The following is a 24920-nucleotide window of genomic DNA, read 5'->3' on the forward strand; positions in this document are numbered from 1 at the left end:
CTTTTTTTATTACTGCATTAGGGCTTAGTGCTCGTGACCACAACCGCCTTCGCCATGTACGTGGCCATGCTCAAGCTCTTCGGCTGTTGCATCGCGTACTTCTAAAATTTCTACATCAAAGTTAAGTGTAATACCGGCAAGTGGGTTGTTACCATCAACAATGACTTCTTCATCTTGAATATCGATGATCATTACTGATTGGTCGCCGTCATCTGTGGTTGCACGAAATTGCATGCCCACTTCAATTTCCATACCTTCAAACATTGATTTTGGTACGGCTTGCATTAAGTGATCATGACGCTCTCCGTAACCTTCTTCTGGTTCTACTTTTACACTTAGTGTATCGCCAGCTTGCTTGCCTTGCAGCGCATTTTCAAGCCCTGAGATCAGGTAGCCTGTACCAACGATAAAAATTAATGGCTCACCGCCAAATGAGTTATCAATGGTATTTCCGTCATTATCTAAAACAGAGTAATGCATTTTTACCACTTTATTTGCTGCAACGATCATAGTCATTCCTATTATTCATCTTCAAGAGAGTAAGGTAGAGGCAGAATGTTTAGCTCTACCGAAGGGGTGTGTTTTGCACGAAGAGTCTGATCGATATCAGTATCGTTTGGCAACACGACCAAACCAGTTAAAGTCTGTGTTTGTTCATTATAGCTTTGCGCAATAAGTTTACCTGCACGGCGCCAGTTTTCACTTAATTGGGTTTCAATATCAGGCTCATCAAGTCGTCCTTCGCTTTGTCCTGAAACGATATACATTGCGCGTTTGTTTTTGCCTAGGTATTTCATACGTGCGACAGTTTCTTGGCCTGTGTAGCAACCCTTTTTAAAGCTAATGCCGTTAATGGCTTGCAGGTTAACCATTTGCGGTACGTATTCATCAATTGCATCAACACTTAATTGCGGTTCACCAGCGAGTATAGACGCTTGCTGCCATAGGGCGTCGTTGTCGAGGGTAGACACGTCATCAGGTAGGCAAAATTGGCTATCAACCATTAGTAAAACGCGGTTTGGTGCCAGTTTCAGTGCTTTACCATGGGCGAAGTCACAGGCTGTGGCGTCATCGCTGAAGTGAATATCGAGTTGTACGAGTATGTCTGTTAAGTTATCGCCAAGTAGACCAATTAATCGCTCTGATGCTTTATTAATTTCAACTTTTGCAAATACAGCATATTTTTTTAATTCAGCCAGTGAGCGTTCTACTTCAGCACTTGAGCCTGTTAAATAGTAATTTTGCTGATAAGAAAATAGTTTAAATACACCCCATAACTTCCCTTTAGCGCTGCAGTGACCCGCCCACAAAAAGTTATTGTTGTTAAGTTTATTTAGATCTTGAGTGATTTGTCCGTGTAGGTACGATAATTTATCTGCGCCTGAGAGGCTAATAACCTGATGTGATAAAGGACATGCATAAACCAGAGACATAAACACCTTCTTTGCAATAACAAATGAGTGCACATAATAACGTAGTTAAAGCGTATGGTACAGCGACTAACGGACGATGTTTTTTATAACTTAGTGCTGTTAAATTAATGGGTATTTGGTAAACTCGAGTTAATTAAATATGAGGTTTAAAATGGTTGAAATACATAGTAAAGCACGTATCCGTTGGGCTTGTCGCCGTGGCATGTTAGAGCTAGATGTTTTGTTTATGCCGTTTGTTGAAGAAGCTTATGACTCGTTAGATGCTAAACAGCAGGCGGCTTTTCAGCGTCTATTAACCCAAGAAGACCCAGATTTATTCGCTTGGTTTATGGGCCATGAAGAATGTAAAGACGCAGAGCTAAATAGCATGGTTCAGCTAATTTTAGACCGAGTTCGTGTATAGATTTACTGTTACAAATAATAAAACAGACCACAAACCGATTGTGGTCTTTTTTTGTGTGCTGACTTTAGTGTTGTGCCTATTTATGAACTCGGTGATGGCAACTCTTTTTTGTATTGCACTTAATACCCTTGCTGGCATTATCGTTTGGCGAAAAATCGTTGCTGCTCAGCCACAGCAGGGCGTCATACTTTTAGAGCCGAATCAATTTCGCTTTGAAGGCTCTGGCAGGCAAATTCAAGGTGTAATTAGTAATCAAAGCCGATTACTTGGTCGCAGTGTGTGGTTGTATATTAATGGTTTTAGTAAAAACTATTGGCTGATTATTTCAGCCAATAGTGTTGATGAGCAAAGCTATGCGCGTTTAAAACGGGCAACGCTTGAAGTAATTAATTACGCGGAGGGGTCAAAATAGTGGGTGTTGGGTTCTCATTTTGCTCTGGATAATCAATGGTAAAGTGTAGTCCACGACTTTCTTTACGTTCCATAGCACTTCTAATAATAAGCTCGGCAACTTGCACCAAATTACGTAATTCAAGTAAGTTATTGCTTACTCTAAAGTTTGCGTAATAATCGTGTATTTCTTGTTGCAGTAACTCAACACGATGAAGCGCACGTTCAAGGCGTTTAGTTGAGCGTACAATCCCAACATAATCCCACATAAACAATCGTAGCTCATGCCAGTTGTGAGTGATGACAATTTCTTCATCTGAATTAGATACACGACTTTCGTCCCAACTAGGTAAATCAACCAGCGCGGGTGCGGTCTCTATTTTACTCAAAATATCTTTTGCTGCTGCATGGGCAAACACAATGCACTCTAATAACGAGTTACTCGCCATGCGATTAGCACCATGCAGGCCGGTATAAGCCACTTCACCCACAGCGTACAAATTTGCTAAATCCGCTTTGCCGTTAAAGTCGGTCATTACGCCACCACAGGTGTAATGTGCTGCGGGAACGACAGGGATTGCCTCTTTGGTAATATCAAGCCCTACACTCAAGCATTTAGCGTAGATAGTAGGGAAGTGTTCAATAATAAAGTCTTTGTCTTTATGGCTAATATCTAAATATAAGCAATTTGCGCCAAGGCGTTTCATTTCAAAGTCGATAGCGCGCGCTACAATATCGCGAGGAGCGAGTTCTTCTCGTTCATCAAACTCTTTCATAAAGCGAGTGCCATCAGGGCGTTTTAAATAGGCACCTTCACCACGCATTGCTTCGGTAATTAAAAAGTTTTGTAATTCTGGATGATAAAGGCTGGTTGGATGAAATTGATTAAATTCCATGTTAGCAACGCGACATCCCGCACGCCACGCCATTGCAATGCCATCACCACTAGAAACATCAGGGTTAGAGGTGTAAAGGTACACTTTACTTGCGCCACCCGTAGCTAGGGCAACAAATTTTGCGCCAATAGTTTCTACTTTTTTGGCTTTTTTATTCCACACATGCATACCGTGAACATGTGACCCCGTTTTACCGATATTTTTATCAGTAATTAAATCAATCGCATTGTAATGCTCTAACAAGGTGATATTGCTATGTGCTTGAACTTGGCTAATTAACGTTGTTTGCACTGCTTTGCCAGTGGCATCGGCAGCATGCAAAATGCGTCGGTGGCTGTGACCCCCTTCGCGGGTTAAATGAAAACGCTCTTTACCTTTACTATCAAATTCCATATCAAAAGGCACGCCTTGGTCAATCAACCATTGTAGGCAGTCATGCGCATTGCTGGCAGTATAATGAACAGCTTCTCTGTCACACAAACCGCCACCGGCATCTAAAGTATCTTCAACGTGAGATTCTATACTGTCATTTTTTTTATCAAAAACAGCGGCAATTCCGCCTTGGGCATAAAGAGTAGAACCTTCGGTTAATTCACCTTTACTGATCACGGTAACGTTACAGTAATTAGCCAAAGATAAAGCAAGTGATAAGCCTGCTGCGCCGCTACCAATAATAGCGACATCGGTAATGTGATGTTTATTTTGGTTCATCTGTGAGGTACTTTGCGGTTACAATGCTCAGATAGAGCAATATTTATTTTTAATACTTATAGTTGTACCATATTTGTTGAACTACTACTAAGTGGTTTTAGCGTATAAACGCGTAATTTGTAGCTATTTTATAAAAAAACAATATGAGTCAGAACTTTTTATTCATCTAAGGGTCAGAGTAGGTGTGAACAATGGCGACACTATGAATAATAAGCAAGAATCAATCAGAGGAGTACCGGCTCGAATGAGCGAGCAGGAATTAGATTTAGCGTTAGTGAAAAGGGTTCAGCAGGGAGATAAAAACGCCTTTAACCTATTAGTTAAGAAGTATCAGAACAAGATTGCCGGTTTGATCTCACGTTATGTATCAAATCAAGGTGACATTGCTGATGTAGCACAAGAAGCGTTTATTAAAGCGTACCGTGCCCTTCCAAACTTTCGTGGTGACAGTGCTTTTTATACTTGGCTTTACCGTATCGCCGTTAATTGTGCTAAAAATTATTTAGTGGCTCAAGGGCGTAAACCGCCAGCAAATGATATAGATGCTGAGGATGCCGAGTTTTATGAAGGTGCAGATTCAATGCGTTCTAACGCGTCACCTGAAAATTTACTATTAAGCGAAGAAGTACGCGCTGTTATTTTTAATACGATTGATAGTTTGCCTGAAGATCTAAAAACCGCGATTACTCTTAGAGAAATTGAGGGTATGAGCTATGAAGAAATAGCCGTGGTGATGGATTGCCCAGTCGGGACGGTACGTTCGCGTATTTTTCGTGCCCGTGAAGCAATTGATAATAAATTAAACCCATTGATAGGCGAGTCTTAGTATGACAAAAGCACACGTTAACCGCTTAGATAACGAATCGTTATCAGCATTACTTGACGGTGAGCAAACTTTAAATGATGCCGCTATTGCATCAGATGATGTTGCTACGTTTGGCCGTTACGCGTTAATCGGTGATGCAATGCGAGCTAAAGAAAATAACAATAATATGGACTTTGATATTAGCGATCGCATTTCGTTAGCACTTGAGAGTGAGCCCGTTTATGCAGACTTTAGCCAGTCTGACAGTGTGGCAACCCCTTCAAGCACCGAAACAGACAACAAAGTAGTGGCGTTTAATTGGCGTAAACCGGTTGCCCAATTGGCAATTGCAGCAAGTGTAGCAATGTTTACTATTGTTGGCGTGAACACCTTACCGCAAGGTGAAGATGCTCCACAAAATGAAATTCCTTTACTGCAAACCACGCCGTTAACCGGCATGGCGTCGCCAGTAAGCTACTCATCAGCACCAGCACTTGATAACGCAGAGCAAGGCTTGCGCGAGCTTCAACAGCAACGCATTGGCGCATTAGTACTTGAACATCAGCGTCAAGCGCGTGTTGCTCATTCGTTAAAAACAGCTAAAACAGATGAAACATCGCCAGAGGAAAAAAACTAATTAGATGAAAGTAATCACTTTTATTATGTCATTGGTGTTAAGTTTTAACACTTTTGCCAATGACACAAACCCCGCTAAAGATTTACTGCTTGAAATGGCCAGTGCAGTTCACACTCGTAATTTCGACGCCTCTTTTGTTGTTGTTAAAGGTAAAAGTATGGAGCCCTACCGCTGGGTGCATGCTAAACAAGGTGATATAGAGCTTGAGCATTTAAGTTTGCTCAATGGCGCTGGCCTTGAAATGATCCGTATTGACGACCAAGTTACCTACTTTGAGCCACAATCAGAACCTTACTCGTTAACAACCGACTCAATTGCAGGTCCCATCCCAGAAGTTTTATTTAAAGATATTAATCGCCTAAGTGCGCATTATGATTTTGTGCTTGGTGGTAAAGGCCGTATTGCGGGGCGTCCTGCTCAGCTGGTTCGAATTGAATCTAAAAACGATGACAAATATAACTATTGGATTTGGATTGATACTGAGTCTTCGTTATTATTAAAAGCCGCTTATGTTAATCATCAAGGCGAAGCACTTGAGCAATTACAACTTACCCATATCAGTGTAACTGAGCAACCGGCAAGCTTATTATTAGAAGTACTTAATCGTAATTTTCCAACCCCATTACCCGCTAATTCAATTGCTGAACAGAGCAAAGCAAATGCTATGAATTGGACTATTGGTTGGCTACCTGAAGGGTTTGAACTACTCAAGTCAGATAGACATAAGCTCGACTTAAACAATGAATTAACAGACTACTATTTATTTTCTGATGGATTCGTTGAGGTATCAGTATTTGTACAACGACCACTACCGGGCAAGCGTTTAAGCGGAGCACTGACCTCGGGTGCAACCACTATATATGTGCACAACGGCGGAAATTTTGATGTGTCTGTGGTGGGGAATATCCCAACAACGAGTGCTAAAGCGATTGCAGAGTCGGTATCACGGGCATTATAGAAACTAAATTATGATAGAACAAACGTTAACCGTCGTGGCCCTTAGTGGCCACGTTGCGCATTTAGAAGCCCAACAAAAACAGGCCTGTGAAGGCTGTAATGGACGTTGTGGCTCACAGGTGTTTAGCAAGTTATTTGGTACCGCCAAAAAAACCTTGCCCTATAAATTTGAAACGCAATTAGAAGTGGGTCAAAAAGTGACCCTGTCACTAGATGACAGCCATGTTGTAAAACATGCCTTTGCCGTTTACATGTTGCCCTTGTTTTTGAGTTTAATCTTCGCCTTAATAACCAGTGAATTAATATTATTGGCCGAAGGCTGGCAAATTTTAGCAGCGATATTGGGTGGCATCACCGGCTTTTTAATTGCTAAAACATGGGTAAAATCACTTAGACATGAGATTAAAGTGATAAAAATTCATCCAATTAGTCTCCCTTTAACTCAAATAGATGGTGATTGACGCCAATTAAATGTAAAATTGCGTTTTTATGCCACAGTAACTTGAAAATGCACAGCAAGTATTTTCAAGTTATTTAGGCATGCGACCTTAGTCCTTTAAAATAGAAGTTTAGAATCCAGTTTATGAAGCATATCCGTAATTTTTCGATCATCGCCCACATTGACCATGGTAAATCGACCCTTTCTGACCGTTTGATCCAAGTTTGTGGTGGTTTAACCGACCGTGAAATGCAGAAGCAGGTTCTAGATTCAATGGATATTGAACGTGAACGTGGCATTACCATTAAGGCGCAAAGTGTAACGTTAAACTACAAAGCAAACGATGGTGAAACGTACCAGCTCAACTTTATCGACACTCCTGGGCACGTTGACTTTACTTATGAAGTATCACGCTCACTAGCAGCGTGTGAAGGCGCATTATTAGTTGTTGATGCCGGCCAAGGTGTCGAAGCACAAACATTAGCCAACTGTTACACCGCCATTGAAATGGACTTAGAAGTTATACCGGTTCTGAATAAAATTGATTTACCGCAAGCCGATCCATTACGTGTAGCCGAAGAAATTGAAGACATTATTGGTATTGATGCCCTTGATGCCGTGCAATGTAGCGCCAAAACAGGTGTGGGTATTGCTGAAGTACTTGAAATGATCGTTAAAGATGTACCACCACCAGTTGGTGATAAAGACGCACCATTACAAGCGCTAATTATCGATTCTTGGTTTGACCCATACCAAGGCGTTGTATCGCTAGTGCGTATCAAGCATGGCGAACTTCGCGCGGGTGACAAAATTAAAATCATGTCAAACGAGAACGTACATACCGCAGATCATGTGGGTATTTTTACGCCTAAACAAACTAACACCGGTGTTTTACGCACAGGTGAAGTAGGGTTTGTTATTGCCGGTATTAAAGAAATACACGGTGCACCAGTAGGCGATACTATTACTCATCAAAAAAATGCGGCACCACTGCGCTTACCTGGTTTTCAGAAAATTAAACCACAAGTCTACGCGGGCATGTTCCCAATTGCGTCAGATGATTACGAGTCGTTCCGTGATGCACTTAACAAACTAAGCTTAAACGATGCGTCGTTATTCTTTGAACCAGAAAATTCAACCGCGTTAGGGTTTGGTTTCCGTTGTGGCTTCTTAGGTATGCTGCACATGGAAATTATTCAAGAGCGTTTAGAGCGTGAATACGACATTGACTTAATCACCACAGCACCAACGGTTATTTATGAGGTAGTGACTAAAGAGGGCACTACACAAATAGATAACCCGTCTGACCTACCAGCCGTAAACGATATTTTAGAAATACGTGAGCCAGTAGTAGAAGCAAATATTTTAGTACCACAAGAGTACTTGGGAAGCGTAATCACGTTATGTGTTGATAAGCGCGGTATGCAAACTAAAATGAGCTATCACGGCAAGCAAGTTGCAGTAACGTATGAACTGCCAATGGCTGAAGTGGTAATGGATTTCTTTGATAAGTTAAAATCAACCAGTCGTGGTTTTGCGTCGCTTGATTATAACTTTAAGCACTTCCAAACCTCAGACATGGTACGTGTAGATATACTTATTAATGGCGAGCGCGTCGATGCTCTAGCTATTATTGTACACCGCGAAAGCGCGCAGTCTCGTGGTCGTCAGCTTGCTGATGCGTTAAAAGAGCTTATACCGCGTCAAATGTTTGATATTGCGATTCAGGCAGCAATTGGTCAGCATGTAATCGCCCGTACAACTGTAAAGCAACTACGTAAAAACGTAATCGCGAAGTGTTACGGTGGTGACGTGAGTCGTAAGAAAAAATTACTTCAAAAACAAAAAGATGGTAAAAAGCGAATGAAGCAACTTGGTAACGTTGAAGTGCCTCAAGAAGCGTTCTTAGCCATTTTAAAAGTTGGTAAATAAAAATAAAGGATAATAAATGGCTGGCTACTTTTCAGTTTTATTGGTGTTATTAACCTTAGGCTCAGGCCTAATATGGTTAATAGATCACTTAATGTTTGCCCCTAAAAGGCAGGAGCGTTTGGCAATTGCACAAACTTCTGCCGGTGGCCAACTTGATGAAGAAACAGCAGCATTGATTGCGCCTGAGCCAGTCATTACTGAAACAGCAAAGTCGATTTTTCCGATGATTGCTGCTATCACTATTTTTAGATCGTTTATTTTTGAGCCGTTTCAGATCCCATCGGGTTCAATGATGCCAACCTTATTAGTAGGCGATTTTATTTTAGTGCAAAAGTATTCTTATGGAATTAAAGACCCAGTATGGCGCAGCCAGTTAGTGGATGTGAGCGAACCAGAGCGTGGCGATATTGTTGTTTTTAAATACCCATTAGATGAAAGAGTTGATTATATTAAACGTGCTATAGGCTTACCTGGCGATAAAATTGTTTACCGCGATAAGCGTTTATATATTCAACCAAAATGTGAAGAAGGCGAAGTTCAAAAAGGCGCGTTTCTTTGCAACGAATTCAATAAAATTGATTTTAAATTAATTAATGATGATGAATTTATGCAAGGCCCAATGGCTTTAGCGCGTTTAAATGAAGATTTAACTACGTCTAGCCATGATATTTTAATTAACCCAAAATCGCCTGAACGAAAAGGGCGTTACTACCAGCAATTGGGCACTCCTGCGGATGAATGGGTGGTGCCTGCTGATCATTACTTTATGATGGGTGACAATCGCGATAACAGCCAAGATAGTCGCTTTTGGGGCTTTGTACCAAAAGAAAACTTGGTGGGTAAAGCTGTCTTTATATGGATGAGTTTTGAATTTGATAATGGCCCAGATGACATTTTACCAGGATGGGTTCCAACTGGTGTTCGTTTTGAACGCCTAGGTAATATTCAGTAACAATGAAAAAAAATGTAACAGAGTTATACAAAAGAATTGGCTACACATTTGCTGATCAAGGCCTACTTGAGCAAGCAATGACGCACCGCAGCCATAAAGGTCAACACAACGAGCGACTCGAATTTTTGGGCGACTCGATTTTGAGCTTTGTAATTGCCAATGCCTTGTACGCTAAATTTCCTAAAGCACGTGAAGGCGATTTAAGCCGCATGCGTTCGACTTTAGTTCGCGGCCAGACGTTAGCTGAATTTGGCCTTGAGTTTGAGCTAGGTGATTACCTACGTTTAGGCCCAGGCGAGCTAAAAAGTGGCGGGTTTAGACGCGAGTCGACCCTTGCAGATGCAGTTGAAGCCATAATTGGTGCTGTATTTTTAGATTCAAATATTGATCGCTGCGGCGAGCTTATTTTAGCGTGGTATGAATCACGTTTAGATGCTATTTCACCAGGGCTTAATCAAAAAGATCCTAAGACCCTGCTGCAAGAGTATTTGCAAGCTCGTAAGCTATCATTACCTGGCTATACTGTAGTAGATACTAAAGGTCAGGCACACAATCAAACATTCACGGTTGAATGTATCGTTGATGGAATGGATAGCATTATTTCTGTTGGCAGCTCAAGGCGTAAAGCCGAACAAAAAGCGGCCGAAAAAGCATTGAAGATACTTAAAAATGAATCTTGATACCTTAATACAGCCTCATGAAGGCGAAATAGACACATTTTGTGGCATGGTTGCGATTGTTGGCCGTCCTAATGTGGGTAAATCAACCTTGCTTAATGAAATTATTGAGCAAAAAGTCAGTATTACCTCACGTAAGCCACAAACCACGCGCCATCGTATTATGGGTATTCATACTGAGGGTAAACACCAAGCGGTGTACGTAGATACCCCAGGTCTTCACGTTGAAGAAAAACGCGCCATTAACCGTTTAATGAACCGTGCAGCGTCGAGCTCAATTGGCGATGTTGAACTGATTATTTTTGTTGTTGAAGGCACTCATTGGAATGCCGATGACGAGATGGTACTTAACAAAGTGAGCCAAAGTGGCAAGCCGGTATTGTTAGTTATTAACAAAATTGACCAAGTGAAAGATCGCGACCTTGTACTGCCACATATGAAGTGGTTAGGCGATAAGTTTGATTTTATAGGCATTATGCCTGTATCTGCGACTCAGGGTAAAAACATTAACCTGATCAAAGATGAAGTGACTAAACGCTTACCGCCGTGCGAATTTTATTTTCCAGACGACTACGTTACTGACCGCTCAATGCGCTTTATGGCTGCTGAAGTGATCCGTGAAAAGCTTATGCGCTTTATGGGTGAGGAACTACCTTACTCAGTGACTGTGGAAATAGAGCAGTTTAAATGGCAAGAAAACGGTATTTGGCACATCAATGGCCTTATTTTGGTTGAGCGTGAAACGCAAAAGCGCATGGTTATCGGTAACAAAGGCGAAAAGCTAAAAGTGATCGGCCGTGAAGCGCGTAAAGACCTAGAAGAAATGCTTGAAAATAAAGTATTTTTAGAATTATGGGTTAAAGTAAAATCGGGCTGGGCTGACGATGAACGTGCCTTAAGAAGCTTAGGCTACGGTGAAGATTAATAAGTATCGAATAGCCTAATATGGACAGCGACTTTTACAAAGCCTATTTATTACACCGACGTCCCTACAGTGACTCGCAAGTAATGTTAGATATGCTGGTAGAAGGCGTTGGTCAGCTTAGAATGCTCGCTCGAGTTAGTGGTCGCCAGGCCACTAAACATAAAGCCCAATTACAACCATTTCAATCCTTACTCGTCCATTACAATGGCAAATACGATTTAAAATATATTAATAAATTTGAGCTCTACGGCAACCCGTTATTTCTAACCGGTGATAAGCTTTACTGTGGCTTTTATTTAAATGAGCTAACTAATCGCATTGTGCCGATTAATGAGCCCATTGATCAAGTTTTTCAACTTTATAAAACACACCTAGAAAACCTTAATAGCGGTAGTGACATGCAAGCGGTACTGCGTTCTTATGAATTTCAACTGTTAGAGCTGCTAGGATATGGAGTCGATTTTAGTTTTGACGCTGACGGTGAGCCAATTGACGAGGTACAAACGTATAGCTACTTCGCAGAAGTAGGGTTTTCAGTGCAACATGACTCGCGTTCTGGATTCACCGGTTCACAACTTAATGCCATAGCAAATCATGACTTTAGCCAAGCGGATGTGTTATATATGGCAAAGCAATTAAGTCGTTATTTATTAAAGCCATTATTGGGCAATAAGCCATTAAAAAGTCGTGAGTTATTTATTAGCTCTCAATAAACAAATTTCACAGGTACAAACATGAAAGATATTCTTCTAGGCGTGAACGTAGATCATATTGCAACGCTTCGCCAAGCTCGAGGTACTTCTTACCCAGATCCAGCCCATGCAGCCAGTGTTGCAGAACATGCCGGTGCAGATGGCATTACGATTCATTTACGCGAAGACCGCAGACACATTCAAGACCGCGATGTGTATGTGATGGCTAAAACCATTCAAACACGCATGAATCTAGAAACCGCAGTAACCGATGAAATGATTGCGATTGCACTTGAGGTTAAACCTGAATATGTATGCTTAGTACCTGAAAAACGTGAAGAGCTTACTACCGAAGGTGGCTTAGATGTAGCGGGTAATATTGATAAAATAGCCGCAGCGACTAAAACCCTAACGCAAGCCGGTATTAAAGTATCACTGTTTATAGATGCTGATAAAGCGCAGTTAGATGCGGCAAAAACCTGTGGTGCACCTTATGTTGAAATTCATACTGGGGCCTATGCAGATGCAACTAATGATGAAGACACCGCAAAAGAGCTTGAGCACATCCGCCAAGGCGTTAAGTATGCAGCGAGTATTGGCTTAATTGTCAATGCCGGCCATGGTTTGCATTATCACAACGTGAAGCCAATTGCAGCGATGCCAGAGATTTACGAGCTTAATATTGGTCACGCTATTATTGCCCGTGCAGCGATTGATGGTTTAGACAAAGCGGTGCGTGACATGAAACGCTTAATGCTTGAAGCACGCGCTTAGAATCATAAAAAACAACATCAAAGACGAGCTTATTTATTAGTGATATCAATTTTGGCATCAACAAGTAAGTTTTCCAGCTCGTCTTGAAGTTCAAACAGTTCGGGCTCTATATTATCAAGTACGCATTCATTTTTTAGTGATGTTTCGATCGTTTCAGCTAAGGTTTTTAGCTTTGGTACGCCGGTGTAGCAACACGCTCCATGAAACTTATGGATCACGCTGAGTACTTGATGGCAATCATTACTGACGATTGCTTGATTTAATAAGTTTAGGGTTTCAGGCACGCTTAATAACAACATGTTAAGCATTTCATTGGCTAATTCAGGCTTACCGCCTGCACGTTGCAGTGCCAACGTCCAATCAAGCCGAGTGCTATCAAAAGGGGCTGTGCTATGTTCAAATGTGCTTTTTGACTTATCACGGCTTACAGGTAATTGTGGGCTATGATCGCAAATAATTTGATTGAGCATATCTTCGTCAATTGGCTTAGTTAAATAGCCTTCAAAACCATCTTTTAATAATTGTTCTTTTTCACTATTAAGTGCATGCGCAGTTACGGCAATAATAGGTGTATCTTCATTTAAAGATGACTCTTTAATGAGTTTACAGGCTGTAATGCCGTCCATTATCGGCATTTGAATATCCATAAAAATCACATCATATTTATGACTTTTACTTAAGCTGTAAGCTTGTGAACCATTATGGGCAGTATCAATCAATTCCACCTGTTCGTTGAGTAGGGTGTAAATTAATTTTAAATTAGCGTCGTTATCATCTACCACTAATACTTTTAATGGCAGTAGGGTTTGTTCATGCTGATCTATGTTATGTGCCGGGTGATCAAGTCGGTATGGTGCGGCTAATAACTCACATAATTTACGATGGTTGAGCGGTTTACTTAAACAGGCATCTGCACCACTGCCTATAAAGGCTTCACGCATATTGTGCGATACAGTATTGAGCATTAAATATAAATAATCGGTTGATTCCCTAACCGCTTTTACATAGCTTTTTAAGCGCTGCATATCGTCAACCGATGCCATGTGACCAATAAGGCATATATCAAAATTGATCTCTGATTTCTCGATACACTCTAAAAATTCACTTTCGCTATGACATGGGGTGACGCTGATTTTCCACTCTTGTAATAATGAAACAACGGCATGATGGGTATGCTTATGTGGCTCTAGATAAAGAACACGTTTACCAATTAATGACTGGGTAGGCAAATCGTTGATAAATACATGATTTGGTAATCTAAATACGCCATTAAAAGTAAAGCATGTGCCACTACCTGGAGCTGAATTTAAGGTAATACGACCATTCATTGCTTCAACAATATGTTTAGTAATAATAAGCCCTAAGCCAGTGCCACCAAATTTACGGGTGATACTGGAGTCGGCTTGGCCAAAGGCGGTAAATAACGCGTCTTGTTTATCGGCAGGAATACCCACCCCGGTGTCAGCCACCGACACTAAAATGGAAGTACGCTCCTCATCCAACAAACGATGGCTAATATCGACTTTAATCGCGCCTTTTTCAGTAAATTTTATAGCGTTACTTAACAAGTTAATAAGCACTTGTTTAAATCGAGTGGGGTCGCCGGTTAAGTGATCGGGCACCTGAGGGTTTATATAAATAGAGAGCTCAAGTTGTTTATCGTGAGCACTAGGTGCCAGTAATGTCATCACTTCGTTTACGCTATCGCGTAATTGAAATTGAATCGATTCAAGCTCCATAGCACCCGCTTCTAATTTGGAGAAGTCTAATATATCGCTAATAATGGTCAGTAAGCTGTTTGCTGAAAGCTCAATGGTATCAAGGTAATCTTTTTGGTTTTTATTTAGCGGTGTTTTATAAAGCTGGCGAGTAAAGCCAATAACCCCGTTAAGTGGTGTACGCAATTCATGACTCATTTTAGCTAAAAAGTCAGACTTAACGCGGTTAGCATCTTGGGCTTCTTTTTTAGCCATAGTGAGCTGTATATTTTGTGTTTCGTATTGCTCAAGCGTTTCGCGGTAATCACTTGTTGCTTGATCAATATTTTTTTGCATTTCGTCTTTTTGCATCACCATAGAGTGGGAGATGGTATTGAGTCCTTCACGCAATAGTTCAAACTCACCATTCATGGGCTCAGTTAACCCTGTTTGTCTTTTCCCTTCAATTAACCTGTCGGTAGCAAGTACTAACTTATTTAGCGGTGTCATAAACATACGGCTAAGTTTTAGTGCTAAAATAGCTGCTAATACTAAGGCAAGAATAATAATAATACCGCTAACTAATAATGCGCGTTGCTGACCAATAACGGCTTTATCGCGATTAAGTTGGATCACCACGGTACCTAATGTGGTTTGAAACTCAGAAGTATTCCAGTCGCTATTGGGTGTTGTATGGTTAATAATAGGGGTAAAGAAAGTCACTAATTCTTCAGTTTGCTGAACATGTGTGGCTTTAAAACTGGCTATTTGTGTTTGCTCAATTAAGGTATCGAACGAGCGATGATAATTACTGGTTATAATAAGTTGGTTGTTATCATTAAAAATAGCAATTGATTTAATCGCCGGTGAGTGTTTGTTGTGTGTATAACGAATAACACGGTTAAGTAGTTTTTTATTTTTTTCCAGTAAAGGTTGTTCAAGAGCAATCGCTAAAGGCTCAGAAATTGTTGTGCCTTGTTGATATAAAATTTCATCAAGCTCAATGTAACGATTTATTGTAAAATAACCACCTAGTAATAGCCCAATTATCACTGTGGGGATCAGGGTGAGTGTTAAAACAGAATCGCGCAAGCCTAGTTTGGTCATAATCTGAGCATTATTATCATTTTTATTAAATGTGAGTATATACATACTCATAGCTATTCTCAAAGTAGAGACGTAATTCATCAACCTTTAAGGTAATGCCTCATGGCACAAATATTCAAAGCAAAGAAAAAACCACTACAACAGCAATCGCTAGAACTCGATATTACAGCAATGGATCACCATGGCCGTGGTATTGCTAAGTACAATAATAAAGTGTGTTTTGTTAGTGGAGCATTACCTGGTGAGCGAGTAAAAGCCAAGTTAGTTGATGATAAAGCACGTTACAGCCAAGCTGATACGCTTAAAATAATTAAAGCTAGTGAATATCGTACAGCGCCTATTTGTGAACACTACAGCCAATGCGGTGGTTGCCAGCTACAGCATTTAGATACCACACAACAGGTAATTGAAAAGCAAGCTGCGGTGAATCAATTATTTGCCAAGTTTGCAAAATTAACCGATTTAAACTGGCAAGCCCCGCTGCAAAGCCAAGCAACTCATTATCGACGCAGTGCTCGGGTTGCTGTTATGTTCGACAAGGCCGCAAAAAAAATGCGGGTAGGCTATAGGGCACGTGGCTCTAAAAGCATTGTTAGTATTAATCAGTGCCCAGTATTAAGTGACGTATTTGCCGATGTATTTAATGTATTTGATAAAGTCATTAATCAACACAAGACGCTGCACAGTATTAGTCATTTACAGTTATGTGCCGCTGATGAACAATATTTTATTGTTATTCGTCATACCAAAGCGATTTCGCCCACAGATAAAGCGTTTGTTGAGCAAAGTGTAACAGCTCATAATTGGCAATTAGTGTGGCAAAGTGACAGTGACACCATTGATCATTCACATTTAGCTATGCCATTTTATAAGCTTGAACAGCTAAATATAACGTTTGAGTTTGGGCTCAGTAACTTTATCCAGGTTAACGCGAGTGTAAATCAAGCGATGTTAATTCAAGCTGTAAAGTGGTTAGCACTTCAAGGCGATGAAAATGTTCTGGATTTATTTTGTGGTATTGGTAACTTCTCTTTAGTGCTAGCCAAACAGGCTAAAACAGTAACGGGAATTGAAGGCGTGGCTTCGGCGGTTGCATTAGCAACGCAAAATGCGCACACTAACTCTATTACTAATACTCAGTTTCATTGCTTTGATTTAACCACTAGCATTAAAAAAGCGCCATGGTTTAATAAAGAATTAGATGTTTTAGTGCTCGACCCCTCACGCACTGGTGCTATGGCAGTTTTAGAACAGCTTCCATTAACGCAGTTTAAAGCGATTTTATATGTCTCTTGCGACCCTGTTACTTTAGCCCGTGACAGCGCTATTATTTCGCAAGCCGGCTTTGAGTTGAATAAAATAGGGCTAATGAATATGTTTCCTCACACGGGGCATATCGAAACTATGGCGTTATTTCAACGGAGGTAAAGCGCATTATGGTAGCGACACGTCAATCTCATCAACATGATAAAGCGGGTGATTTTTTTTCACGCGTAGAATCTCTTGGTTTGTCACAAGAAAAAATCAGCTTACTCAACAAGGCGCAGCAGCTTTGCCAAGCTTGTGATAACAGCGAGCGACAAAATACCGCCATAGAAATGGTGGAGATTTTAGTTGAGCTAAATTTAGATGCTGACTCTTTAGCCACCGCCTACTTAACGCCTTATTATTTAAATGATGTAGTGAGCATTGATGCGGTAGAAGAGCATTTAGGTAACCATGTTGCAGTGCTGCTTACAGGTGTGTCACAAATGGCGACCATTAGCACCTTAGCTCACCAAGGTAACGGTACAGTTCAGGTTGATAATATTCGCCGGATGCTGCTTGCCATGGTGGAAGATGTGCGCGCTGTGGTAATTAAATTAGCCGAGCAGGTTTGCCATTTACGCAACGTAAAAGACGCCGCAGAAGAAGAGCGAGTGATTGCCGCTAAAGAAACCGCTGATATATTTGCACCGCTTGCGAATCGTCTTGGTATTGGCCAATTAAAGTGGGAGCTAGAGGATTTAGCTTTTCGGTATTTGCATCCAGATATTTATAAAAACATTGCTAAGCAGCTCGATGATAAGCGCCTTGCCCGTGAAGCGTATATGGCTGATATGGTTGAGCAAGTAAAACAACGCCTCCATGAAGCGGGCATTAAAGCTGAGGTGTACGGCAGGCCAAAACATATCTACAGCATTTATAAAAAAATGGCGAAAAAGAACTACGAGTTTGATCAGCTGTTTGACATACGCGCCATGCGAATTGTGGTTGAACGATTACAAGATTGCTACGGCGCCCTAGGCATAGTGCATACTAATTGGCGTCATTTAAATAAAGAGTTTGACGATTATGTTGCAACCCCAAAACAAAATGGCTATCAGTCTATTCATACAGTTGTGTTTGGCCCTGAGGGTAAAACCGTTGAAATTCAAATACGAACGCACGACATGCATCAAGATGCAGAGCTGGGTGTCGCCGCGCATTGGATGTACAAAGAAGGGGCATTACCTGGTCGTGGTTCAGGCTATGAGCAAAAAATTAGCTGGTTGCGTAAGTTACTGCAATGGCAAGAAGAAGTGGTTGATGGCAGTGATTTAGCACAAGAGCTTAAAAACCAAGTGGTTGAAGACCGCGTCTATGTGTTTACCCCTCGAGGCGATATTTTTGACTTACCACTAGGAGCAACGCCTCTTGATTTTGCTTACTACATTCACTCCAATGTAGGGCATCGATGTATTGGCGCAAAAATATTTGGTAAAATAGTGCCATTTACTCATCAGTTAAGCACTGGTGACCAAGTTGAAATACTAACCCAAAAGCAGCCAAACCCAAGCCGTGATTGGTTGAATCCGTCGCTGGGTTATATTAAATCGTCTCGCGCTAGAGCCAAAATCCACCATTGGTTTAAACAGCTCGACCGCGATAAAAATTTAAGTGCGGGTAAAGAGATTCTTGATAATGAGTTACAAAAATTAGAGCTAACTTACAAAGATTTAGACCCCGCTATAAAGCGGTTTAATTTTAGAGAACTTGATGACTTAATGGTCGCCATTGGCGCAGGCGATATTCGCCTTAACCAAATGCTTAACTTTATTACCGACAGAACAGAGCATGAGCCGGTAATTCGTTTCAAATCGCCTAGTAAAGTGACCGGTGATAAAAACGGTATTGTGGTTGATGGGGTCGGCAGTTTAATGAGCCATGTTGCTCGTTGTTGTCGCCCAGTACCTGGTGATGAAATCATTGGTTATATTACTCAAGGGCGCGGTATTGCGGTGCACCGAGAGGATTGTGACTCGTTTAGTAATTTAAAAAGCAAGCACCCAGAACGCGTTATTTCAGTAAGTTGGTCAGATGATATTAGTAGCTCTTATGCGTTAACTATTCGTATTGAAGCCAGTGATCGTTCTGGGCTAATTCGTGACATCAGTTCAGCACTTGCCAATGAAAAAGTTAATGTGCTCAATATGAACGTAAACACGGTTGATAGCACACAAACAGCTATTTTTGTGATGCAAATTGAGGTACATGACTTACAGGGCACAAACAAAGTGCTGTCTAAGCTACATCAGATCGAAGGGGTACACAGTGCAAAACGAGGGCAGTAATCAGGCTAACAATGAGGCTTTAAGCCAACTGCTGGAAATAATGCAAACACTAAGAAACCCTGAGGGCGGATGCCCTTGGGATCTCAAGCAAACGTTTGCGTCAATCGTACCTCATACCCTTGAAGAGGCTTATGAAGTGGCTGATTGTATTGAGCGCGGCGATTTAAGTGAACTCAAAGGTGAGCTAGGTGATCTGTTATTTCAAATCGTGTTTTATGCGCAACTAGCGCAAGAGCAGCAATTATTTGATTTTAACGATGTAGTGGCTCAATTAAATGAGAAACTGGTACGTCGTCATCCGCATGTATTTACAGCGCAAGACACACCCACAACTGATGCCGAATTAGCCGCGCAATGGCAAGCAATAAAAGCACAAGAGCGTGCTACTAAACCCCAAGATGAAAGCTCAGCACTATGGCAAGATATACCAAACAGTTTACCTAGCTTAACAAAAGCTAAAAAAATTCAACAACGTGTAGCCGCTTTAGGTTTTGATTGGCCTACTTATCATGGAGCTATAGATAAAGTGAGTGAAGAGGTTGAGGAAGTCAAAGAAGCCTTAGCTCATAACCCTTACTCAGCGCATACAGCAGAAGAGCTAGGTGATTTGTTGTTTGCTACCGTGAATGTAGCACGTCATGTTAAACGTGATCCGGAGCAATTACTTCGTAGTGCCAACGATAAGTTTTCTGCACGATTTGAAAAGGTGCAAAATTACTTAATTGCCCAGGGTAAATGTATTGAGTCTGCGTCTTTAGAAGAAATGGATGCGGCATGGGATGCAATAAAAAAATTAAATAAATAGGGACATAAAAAATGTCTGTTTTTTGTGCACAGATTTGCTATTTATAGCTGGATTGCTTAGCTATGTTTTGGTACAATTTCGCCCCGTCTTGTTTATATTCCAAAATCACTTGTTTGGGTATTATATTCCTTTTAATTCCTGATATTCTAGGGTTCGCATGAGTACAAAATTTATCTTCGTTACTGGCGGAGTTGTTTCTTCGTTGGGTAAAGGTATTGCAGCAGCATCATTGGCCGCTATTTTAGAAGCCCGTGGCTTAGATGTTACCATTCTAAAGCTGGATCCTTACATCAACGTTGACCCAGGCACAATGAGCCCAATTCAACACGGTGAAGTATACGTTACCGAAGACGGCGCAGAAACGGACCTTGATTTAGGTCACTACGAACGTTTTATTCGCACCAAAATGACCAGCCGTAATAACTTTACGCAGGGGCGCGTATATGAAGATGTACTACGTCGTGAAAGACGTGGTGAATATCTTGGCGCAACTATTCAGGTTATTCCTCATATTACCAATGACATTAAGCAACGTGTTTATGATGGCGCAGAAGGCCATGATATAGCAATCGTTGAAATTGGTGGTACGGTAGGCGATATTGAATCACAACCATTTATCGAAGCAATTCGTCAAATGGGTACAGAAATTGGTCGTGAACGCGCACTTTTTATTCACTTAACCTTAGTGCCATTCTTAGGCCCTGCCGGTGAAGTGAAAACAAAACCAACTCAGCACTCAGTTAAAGAGTTACGCTCGGTAGGTATTCAACCAGATATTCTTATTTGTCGCTCAGACCGTAAGCTGCCAAATAACGAGCGTGCAAAAATTGCATTGTTCACAAACGTTGAAGAAAAAGCAGTTATTTCACTGCCTGATGTAGACAGTATTTATAAAATCCCTGCGTTATTAAAATCGCAAGAGTTAGATAACTTTGTATGTCGTCGTTTTCATTTAGACGCGCCTGAAGCCGATTTAGCTGAGTGGGAACAAGTATTGTATCAAGAGTCTAACCCAACGGGTGAAGTGACAATTGGTATGGTAGGTAAATACATTGAATTACCAGATGCATACAAATCAGTAAACGAAGCATTAAAGCATGCGGGACTGAAGAATCGTTTAACTATTAATATCCAATACGTTGATTCACAAGACTTAGAAACCAAAGGAACGGATGTTCTTTCTCGCTTAGATGCTATTTTAGTGCCAGGTGGTTTTGGTGGTCGTGGTGTTGAAGGTAAGATTTTAGCGGCTAAATATGCTCGTGAAAACAAAGTGCCTTACTTAGGTATTTGTTTAGGTATGCAGGTTGCACTTATTGAATACGCACGAAATGTTGCCGGTTTAGTTGATGCAAACTCAACTGAATTTAACGCAAACTCAGACTCGCCAGTGGTTGGTTTAATCACTGAGTGGTTAGATGCTGAAGGTAATGTTGAATTACGTGACGAAAAATCTGATTTAGGTGGCACTATGCGTTTAGGCGCACAAAAATGTCATTTAACACCAGGCTCTAAAGTACATGACGTGTATGGTAGCGACGAAATTGTTGAACGCCATCGTCACCGTTATGAAGTTAACAACAACTTTGTAGCACAGCTTGAGCAAGCAGGTTTAAGCTTTACTGGTTTATCTGAAGATAAAAAACTAGTAGAGATTATTGAGAATAAAGATCACCCTTGGTTTATTGCAGCGCAATTCCACCCGGAATTCACTTCAACACCACGTGATGGTCACCCGCTATTTGAAGGGTTTGTAGCTGCGGCTCATACCTATCAAAAAGCGTCTTCGTAATATAAAAAGGCTGTGCATGATGCGCGGCCTTTTTTGTTTCTAAGGCTAGCCAAACTCAGGTTAGCCGCACTCACCATTTTGGGAATATAGAGGAATCAAGATGTCAGAAATCGTAAAAGTAATCGGTCGTGAAATTATGGACTCGCGTGGTAACCCAACTGTTGAAGCTGAGGTATATTTAGCTGATGGTTCATGGGGCCGTGCTGCTGCACCTTCAGGTGCATCTACAGGAACTCGCGAAGCATTAGAATTACGTGATGGTGATAAAGCGCGTTACTTAGGTAAAGGCGTATTAAAAGCGGTTGGCTTCATTAATAATGAAATTGCAGAAGCGCTAAAAGGTCAAAACGCACTTGCTCAAAGTGATGTAGACCAAGTAATGCTTGATTTAGATGGTACTGAAAACAAAGAAAAACTAGGTGCTAATGCTATTTTAGCGGTTTCACTTGCTAACGCAAAAGCGGCTGCACAATCTAAAAAAGTAGAGCTTTACGAGCACATTGCTGACTTAAATGGCACGCCAGGTGTTTACTCTATGCCACTACCAATGATGAACATCATCAACGGCGGTGAGCACGCTGATAACTCAGTAGATATTCAAGAATTTATGGTTCAGCCAGTAGGTGCTACTAACTTCCGTGAAGCATTGCGTATGGGTGCTGAAGTATTTCATAGCCTAGCTAAGGTACTTAAAGCAGATGGTCATTCAACAGCTGTAGGTGACGAAGGTGGTTTTGCACCAAACCTTGCATCAAACGAAGCTGCACTTGCAGCTATTAAAGTGGCTGTTGCAAATGCCGGTTATGAGCTTGGTAAAGATATTACCCTTGCACTTGATTGTGCGGCCTCTGAGTTTTATAACAAAGAAGCAAATATCTATGACCTTAAAGGTGAAGGTAAGCAATTTACATCTGAAGAGTTTAACCACTTCTTAAAAGATTTAACTGAGCAATACCCAATTGTATCAATTGAAGATGGTTTAGATGAGTCTGATTGGGATGGCTTTGCACACCAAACCAAACTAATGGGCGATAAAGTTCAATTAGTGGGTGATGATTTATTCGTAACCAATACTAAGATTTTAAAACGCGGTATTGATAACGGTATTGCCAATTCAATCTTAATTAAATTTAACCAAATTGGTTCATTAACAGAGACGTTAGCTGCAATCAAAATGGCAAAAGATGCAGGTTTTACAGTGGTTATTTCTCACCGCTCTGGTGAAACTGAAGATGCAACTATTGCTGATTTAGCAGTAGGTACTGCTGCAGGTCAAATTAAAACGGGTTCATTAAGCCGTTCAGATCGTGTTGCTAAGTACAACCAATTGCTACGTATTGAAGAGCAATTAGGCGCTAAAGCACCGTACAATGGTTTAAAAGAAGTTAAAGGTCAGTAATTCTCTAATCAGAATCTGATATTTAAGATTATAAAAATCCTCGCTTAGGCGGGGATTTTTTGTAAAAAATAGCAAAAAAGAGACAAAGGAACGGGCTACGAGCATCGAGCTACGGGCGTTAAGCAAGCAGTGCGAATGTCTAAGTTAAACAAGCCAAACGTTAATTACTTTTCATCAATTAAAGCTGAAATTGCTGCTTTAAAATTTCACCGGTAAAACTGGTTTTTAAATAAAAGCCACGCGGCAGGGTTTTAATTATTTTCCCGTTTGGACCTATAGCATCGGTAACAATATGGCTATTCGCTGCTTTTGGCCGTATTTGCATTACATCCCCTAAATGTCCTGATATTTCATCTACCCGGCCAAGGGCTATAAGCTCCATTTGCTCTTCCCAGTCACGCTGTAATTGTGCATCTTGTGCCGCACTAGGTTGCCATAAAAAGCCACTGCCTATGGTTCTATCAAACGGGGCAATATCGCGCTCACTTAAAATAGGTAGCCATAAAACATGATTCAACTTTTTACGTACGCTACTTGTGTGCCAGGTCATACCGGTTACATTCATTAGTGGGGTAACCGACACAAACGTGGTTTCTAATGGTTTGCCTTTATATGAAATGGGCAATGTTTTGAGCTCTATACCTAAATCTTCAAAGTCGGGGAGCGGTTTTGAACCGGCCGTTGCGCCTAATACATATTCAATCAGTTGACCCGTCCAGCCTTTTTCACGTAACAAATCATCAGGTGTTTTAAAATGATACTGCTGTGCTAACTGGCCAAGTGTAAGCCCTGCAATATTATTGACACGTTGCATTAGTTGATTAATTGAATGAGGTTTTAAAGGTTGCATACTGTTAAATTAGTTGAATAAATACCAGTGTCATGATAGCAAATTAGCTTGGTAGTGGATATCTTTAGCGGTTGGTTGATTTTTGTACGCGGTGTGGTTGGTGCAATTTTATGCACTGCTTTAAAACTATAGTTTTAGATAAGCAGCTGAAATATATTGTTTTTTTTGTTTTTAGTGTTCAGTTTTAATTAAGGTCTATAATTGTTGTAAGGATAAATACAGATGTATAAACATGTTTATCCACAGATTCTGTGGAGAACATCACTTTTTTGATCTTGTATTGTGGATTTGTTTGCTAAATGAGCGTGTTTTATGAAAGTTATGCACAAGCTGTGAGTAACCAGCACAAACAGTGTGGTTTTTATGTATTAATTCATGCCAGAGTTGTTTGTTATTAATATGCAACTGATTTCGCCATTAATTTACCTTGCGCGAAGGCGTTCACGAGGCTTGCGCGTAATAGTATTTGCCGTATTGCAACTAATGTGGAACAATCATAAAAAATCGACTTACAAATGAGGCACTAAGGTGATTGATGCCGAAGGTTTTCGTGCCAATGTCGGAATTGTGATTTGCAATAATCAGGGGCAAGTGTTTTGGGCCAGACGTTATGGTCAACATTCTTGGCAATTTCCCCAAGGTGGTGTTGATGATGGTGAAACACCAGAACAAACTATGTACCGTGAATTACACGAAGAAGTAGGTTTGCGACCAGAAGATGTAGAAATAGTTGCAAGCTCAAAACATTGGTTACGCTATAAATTACCCAAACGATTAATCCGCCGCGATTCAAGTCCGGTGTGTATTGGGCAAAAACAAAAATGGTTTTTACTAAAACTGCGCTGTAAAGATGAAGATGTTAACTTACTGAAAACCCATCATCCTGAATTTGATGATTGGCGATGGGTAAGTTATTGGTATCCGGTTAGACAGGTTGTGTCGTTTAAACGGGACGTTTATCGACGTGTTATGAAGGAGTTTGCTCCCTTTGCTATGCCCTTTAATAAGCGAGAGCAACAAAAAGATCACTGGCGAAATAAAAGGTAGTTTTACA

23 protein-coding genes are annotated in these 24920 nt (G+C 40.9%); 18 read left to right on the forward strand and 5 right to left on the reverse strand.

Annotated elements, in window-relative coordinates:
* Nucleotides 1-24: 24 nt before the first annotated feature.
* Together P20311_RS08520 and P20311_RS08525 are read right to left on the reverse strand one after the other, a co-directional pair.
* Nucleotides 25-510, reverse strand: a complete 486-nt coding sequence (locus P20311_RS08520; RefSeq protein WP_008111743.1) for a peptidylprolyl isomerase — start codon at nucleotides 508-510, stop codon at nucleotides 25-27.
* Nucleotides 511-521: 11 nt separating this feature from the next.
* Nucleotides 522-1433 (reverse strand): folate-binding protein YgfZ, encoded by a 912-nt coding sequence (locus tag P20311_RS08525; protein ID WP_008111745.1) that lies wholly within the window; start codon nucleotides 1431-1433, stop codon nucleotides 522-524.
* A gap of 151 nt (nucleotides 1434-1584) precedes the next feature.
* Between P20311_RS08525 and P20311_RS08530 the strand changes: the two genes are divergently transcribed.
* Nucleotides 1585-1836, forward strand: a complete 252-nt coding sequence (locus tag P20311_RS08530) for a succinate dehydrogenase assembly factor 2 (protein WP_008111747.1) — start codon at nucleotides 1585-1587, stop codon at nucleotides 1834-1836.
* Nucleotides 1837-1891: 55 nt separating this feature from the next.
* Nucleotides 1892-2248 (forward strand): hypothetical protein, encoded by a 357-nt coding sequence (locus P20311_RS08535; protein ID WP_036985014.1) that lies wholly within the window; start codon nucleotides 1892-1894, stop codon nucleotides 2246-2248.
* Here P20311_RS08535 and nadB read toward each other — a convergent pair.
* Nucleotides 2223-3833, reverse strand: a complete 1611-nt coding sequence (gene nadB / locus P20311_RS08540; protein ID WP_008111751.1) for an L-aspartate oxidase — start codon at nucleotides 3831-3833, stop codon at nucleotides 2223-2225. The two genes, P20311_RS08535 and nadB, sit on opposite strands and share 26 nt — an antisense overlap.
* A gap of 244 nt (nucleotides 3834-4077) precedes the next feature.
* On the opposite strand from nadB, the gene rpoE reads away from it, so the two are divergent.
* The 10 genes from rpoE (at nucleotide 4078) to pdxJ (ending at nucleotide 12623) form a co-directional block, all read left to right on the forward strand.
* Nucleotides 4078-4659 (forward strand): RNA polymerase sigma factor RpoE, encoded by a 582-nt coding sequence (gene rpoE, locus P20311_RS08545; protein WP_008111753.1) that lies wholly within the window; start codon nucleotides 4078-4080, stop codon nucleotides 4657-4659.
* A 1-nt stretch (nucleotide 4660) separates the two neighbouring features.
* Nucleotides 4661-5275 (forward strand): sigma-E factor negative regulatory protein, encoded by a 615-nt coding sequence (locus tag P20311_RS08550; protein WP_008111755.1) that lies wholly within the window; start codon nucleotides 4661-4663, stop codon nucleotides 5273-5275.
* Between the two features lie 4 nt (nucleotides 5276-5279).
* The gene (locus P20311_RS08555) at nucleotides 5280-6233 is read left to right on the forward strand and encodes a MucB/RseB C-terminal domain-containing protein (protein ID WP_008111756.1); all 954 of its coding nucleotides are present in this window, start codon (nucleotides 5280-5282) and stop codon (nucleotides 6231-6233) included.
* 10 nt (nucleotides 6234-6243) lie between these two features.
* Entirely contained in the window at nucleotides 6244-6693 is a 450-nt protein-coding gene (locus P20311_RS08560) for a SoxR reducing system RseC family protein (RefSeq protein ID WP_008111758.1), read from the forward strand.
* Nucleotides 6694-6815: 122 nt separating this feature from the next.
* Nucleotides 6816-8603, forward strand: a complete 1788-nt coding sequence (lepA, locus tag P20311_RS08565; protein WP_008111760.1) for a translation elongation factor 4 — start codon at nucleotides 6816-6818, stop codon at nucleotides 8601-8603.
* Nucleotides 8604-8619: 16 nt separating this feature from the next.
* Nucleotides 8620-9555 (forward strand): signal peptidase I, encoded by a 936-nt coding sequence (gene lepB, locus P20311_RS08570; protein ID WP_008111762.1) that lies wholly within the window; start codon nucleotides 8620-8622, stop codon nucleotides 9553-9555.
* 2 nt (nucleotides 9556-9557) lie between these two features.
* Nucleotides 9558-10235, forward strand: a complete 678-nt coding sequence (rnc, locus tag P20311_RS08575; protein WP_008111763.1) for a ribonuclease III — start codon at nucleotides 9558-9560, stop codon at nucleotides 10233-10235.
* Nucleotides 10225-11157 carry a GTPase Era gene (gene era / locus P20311_RS08580; RefSeq protein ID WP_008111765.1) on the forward strand — a complete coding sequence of 311 codons (933 nt, stop codon included), beginning with the start codon at nucleotides 10225-10227 and terminating at the stop codon, nucleotides 11155-11157. The genes rnc and era overlap by 11 nt, the downstream gene beginning before the upstream one ends.
* Nucleotides 11158-11177: 20 nt before the next feature.
* Nucleotides 11178-11870, forward strand: a complete 693-nt coding sequence (gene recO, locus P20311_RS08585; RefSeq protein WP_008111767.1) for a DNA repair protein RecO — start codon at nucleotides 11178-11180, stop codon at nucleotides 11868-11870.
* Nucleotides 11871-11891: 21 nt separating this feature from the next.
* Nucleotides 11892-12623 (forward strand): pyridoxine 5'-phosphate synthase, encoded by a 732-nt coding sequence (gene pdxJ, locus P20311_RS08590; protein ID WP_008111769.1) that lies wholly within the window; start codon nucleotides 11892-11894, stop codon nucleotides 12621-12623.
* A 29-nt stretch (nucleotides 12624-12652) separates the two neighbouring features.
* Here the strand turns inward: pdxJ and barA are convergent, their stop codons facing one another.
* Nucleotides 12653-15427 carry a two-component sensor histidine kinase BarA gene (gene barA / locus P20311_RS08595; protein ID WP_193371761.1) on the reverse strand — a complete coding sequence of 925 codons (2775 nt, stop codon included), beginning with the start codon at nucleotides 15425-15427 and terminating at the stop codon, nucleotides 12653-12655.
* A gap of 102 nt (nucleotides 15428-15529) precedes the next feature.
* Here barA and rlmD point away from each other — a divergent pair, with 102 nt between their 5' ends.
* From rlmD to eno, 5 genes are all read left to right on the forward strand, one after another.
* Nucleotides 15530-16855 carry a 23S rRNA (uracil(1939)-C(5))-methyltransferase RlmD gene (rlmD, locus tag P20311_RS08600; protein ID WP_008111774.1) on the forward strand — a complete coding sequence of 442 codons (1326 nt, stop codon included), beginning with the start codon at nucleotides 15530-15532 and terminating at the stop codon, nucleotides 16853-16855.
* A gap of 8 nt (nucleotides 16856-16863) precedes the next feature.
* The gene (relA, locus tag P20311_RS08605) at nucleotides 16864-19020 is read left to right on the forward strand and encodes a GTP diphosphokinase (RefSeq protein ID WP_008111776.1); all 2157 of its coding nucleotides are present in this window, start codon (nucleotides 16864-16866) and stop codon (nucleotides 19018-19020) included.
* The gene (gene mazG / locus P20311_RS08610) at nucleotides 19001-19825 is read left to right on the forward strand and encodes a nucleoside triphosphate pyrophosphohydrolase (RefSeq protein ID WP_008111777.1); all 825 of its coding nucleotides are present in this window, start codon (nucleotides 19001-19003) and stop codon (nucleotides 19823-19825) included. The genes relA and mazG overlap by 20 nt, the downstream gene beginning before the upstream one ends.
* Nucleotides 19826-19982: 157 nt before the next feature.
* Nucleotides 19983-21617, forward strand: coding sequence for a CTP synthase (locus P20311_RS08615; protein WP_008111779.1), 1635 nt, complete (start codon nucleotides 19983-19985; stop codon nucleotides 21615-21617).
* A gap of 100 nt (nucleotides 21618-21717) precedes the next feature.
* The gene (eno, locus tag P20311_RS08620; RefSeq protein ID WP_008111781.1) at nucleotides 21718-23016 is read left to right on the forward strand and encodes a phosphopyruvate hydratase; all 1299 of its coding nucleotides are present in this window, start codon (nucleotides 21718-21720) and stop codon (nucleotides 23014-23016) included.
* 178 nt (nucleotides 23017-23194) lie between these two features.
* Here the strand turns inward: eno and mutH are convergent, their stop codons facing one another.
* Nucleotides 23195-23866, reverse strand: coding sequence for a DNA mismatch repair endonuclease MutH (gene mutH, locus P20311_RS08625; RefSeq protein ID WP_008111783.1), 672 nt, complete (start codon nucleotides 23864-23866; stop codon nucleotides 23195-23197).
* A 528-nt stretch (nucleotides 23867-24394) separates the two neighbouring features.
* Here mutH and rppH point away from each other — a divergent pair.
* A complete protein-coding gene (rppH, locus tag P20311_RS08630; RefSeq protein WP_008111786.1) occupies nucleotides 24395-24913 on the forward strand; it encodes an RNA pyrophosphohydrolase in 519 nt (172 codons plus the stop codon).
* The last annotated feature ends 7 nt before the right edge of the window (nucleotides 24914-24920 follow it).

Source organism: Pseudoalteromonas sp. BSi20311, from assembly GCF_000239875.1.
Taxonomy (GTDB): Bacteria; Pseudomonadota; Gammaproteobacteria; order Enterobacterales; family Alteromonadaceae; genus Pseudoalteromonas.

Bases quoted from the DNA above. Each gene is read 5' to 3' on its own strand.
- era (WP_008111765.1), top strand. From the start codon at position 10,225: ATGAATCTTGATACCTTAATACAGCCTCATGAAGGCGAAATAGACACA.
- lepA (WP_008111760.1), top strand. From the start codon at position 6,816: ATGAAGCATATCCGTAATTTTTCGATCATCGCCCACATTGACCATGGT.
- barA (WP_193371761.1), bottom strand. From the start codon at position 15,427: ATGACCAAACTAGGCTTGCGCGATTCTGTTTTAACACTCACCCTGATC.
- P20311_RS08560 (WP_008111758.1), top strand. From the start codon at position 6,244: ATGATAGAACAAACGTTAACCGTCGTGGCCCTTAGTGGCCACGTTGCG.
- nadB (WP_008111751.1), bottom strand. From the start codon at position 3,833: ATGAACCAAAATAAACATCACATTACCGATGTCGCTATTATTGGTAGC.
- P20311_RS08615 (WP_008111779.1), top strand. From the start codon at position 19,983: ATGAGTACAAAATTTATCTTCGTTACTGGCGGAGTTGTTTCTTCGTTG.
- P20311_RS08525 (WP_008111745.1), bottom strand. From the start codon at position 1,433: ATGTCTCTGGTTTATGCATGTCCTTTATCACATCAGGTTATTAGCCTC.
- rlmD (WP_008111774.1), top strand. From the start codon at position 15,530: ATGGCACAAATATTCAAAGCAAAGAAAAAACCACTACAACAGCAATCG.
- eno (WP_008111781.1), top strand. From the start codon at position 21,718: ATGTCAGAAATCGTAAAAGTAATCGGTCGTGAAATTATGGACTCGCGT.
- P20311_RS08555 (WP_008111756.1), top strand. From the start codon at position 5,280: ATGAAAGTAATCACTTTTATTATGTCATTGGTGTTAAGTTTTAACACT.
- relA (WP_008111776.1), top strand. From the start codon at position 16,864: ATGGTAGCGACACGTCAATCTCATCAACATGATAAAGCGGGTGATTTT.
- P20311_RS08550 (WP_008111755.1), top strand. From the start codon at position 4,661: ATGACAAAAGCACACGTTAACCGCTTAGATAACGAATCGTTATCAGCA.
- lepB (WP_008111762.1), top strand. From the start codon at position 8,620: ATGGCTGGCTACTTTTCAGTTTTATTGGTGTTATTAACCTTAGGCTCA.
- pdxJ (WP_008111769.1), top strand. From the start codon at position 11,892: ATGAAAGATATTCTTCTAGGCGTGAACGTAGATCATATTGCAACGCTT.
- mutH (WP_008111783.1), bottom strand. From the start codon at position 23,866: ATGCAACCTTTAAAACCTCATTCAATTAATCAACTAATGCAACGTGTC.
- P20311_RS08520 (WP_008111743.1), bottom strand. From the start codon at position 510: ATGATCGTTGCAGCAAATAAAGTGGTAAAAATGCATTACTCTGTTTTA.
- rnc (WP_008111763.1), top strand. From the start codon at position 9,558: ATGAAAAAAAATGTAACAGAGTTATACAAAAGAATTGGCTACACATTT.
- recO (WP_008111767.1), top strand. From the start codon at position 11,178: ATGGACAGCGACTTTTACAAAGCCTATTTATTACACCGACGTCCCTAC.
- P20311_RS08530 (WP_008111747.1), top strand. From the start codon at position 1,585: ATGGTTGAAATACATAGTAAAGCACGTATCCGTTGGGCTTGTCGCCGT.
- rpoE (WP_008111753.1), top strand. From the start codon at position 4,078: ATGAGCGAGCAGGAATTAGATTTAGCGTTAGTGAAAAGGGTTCAGCAG.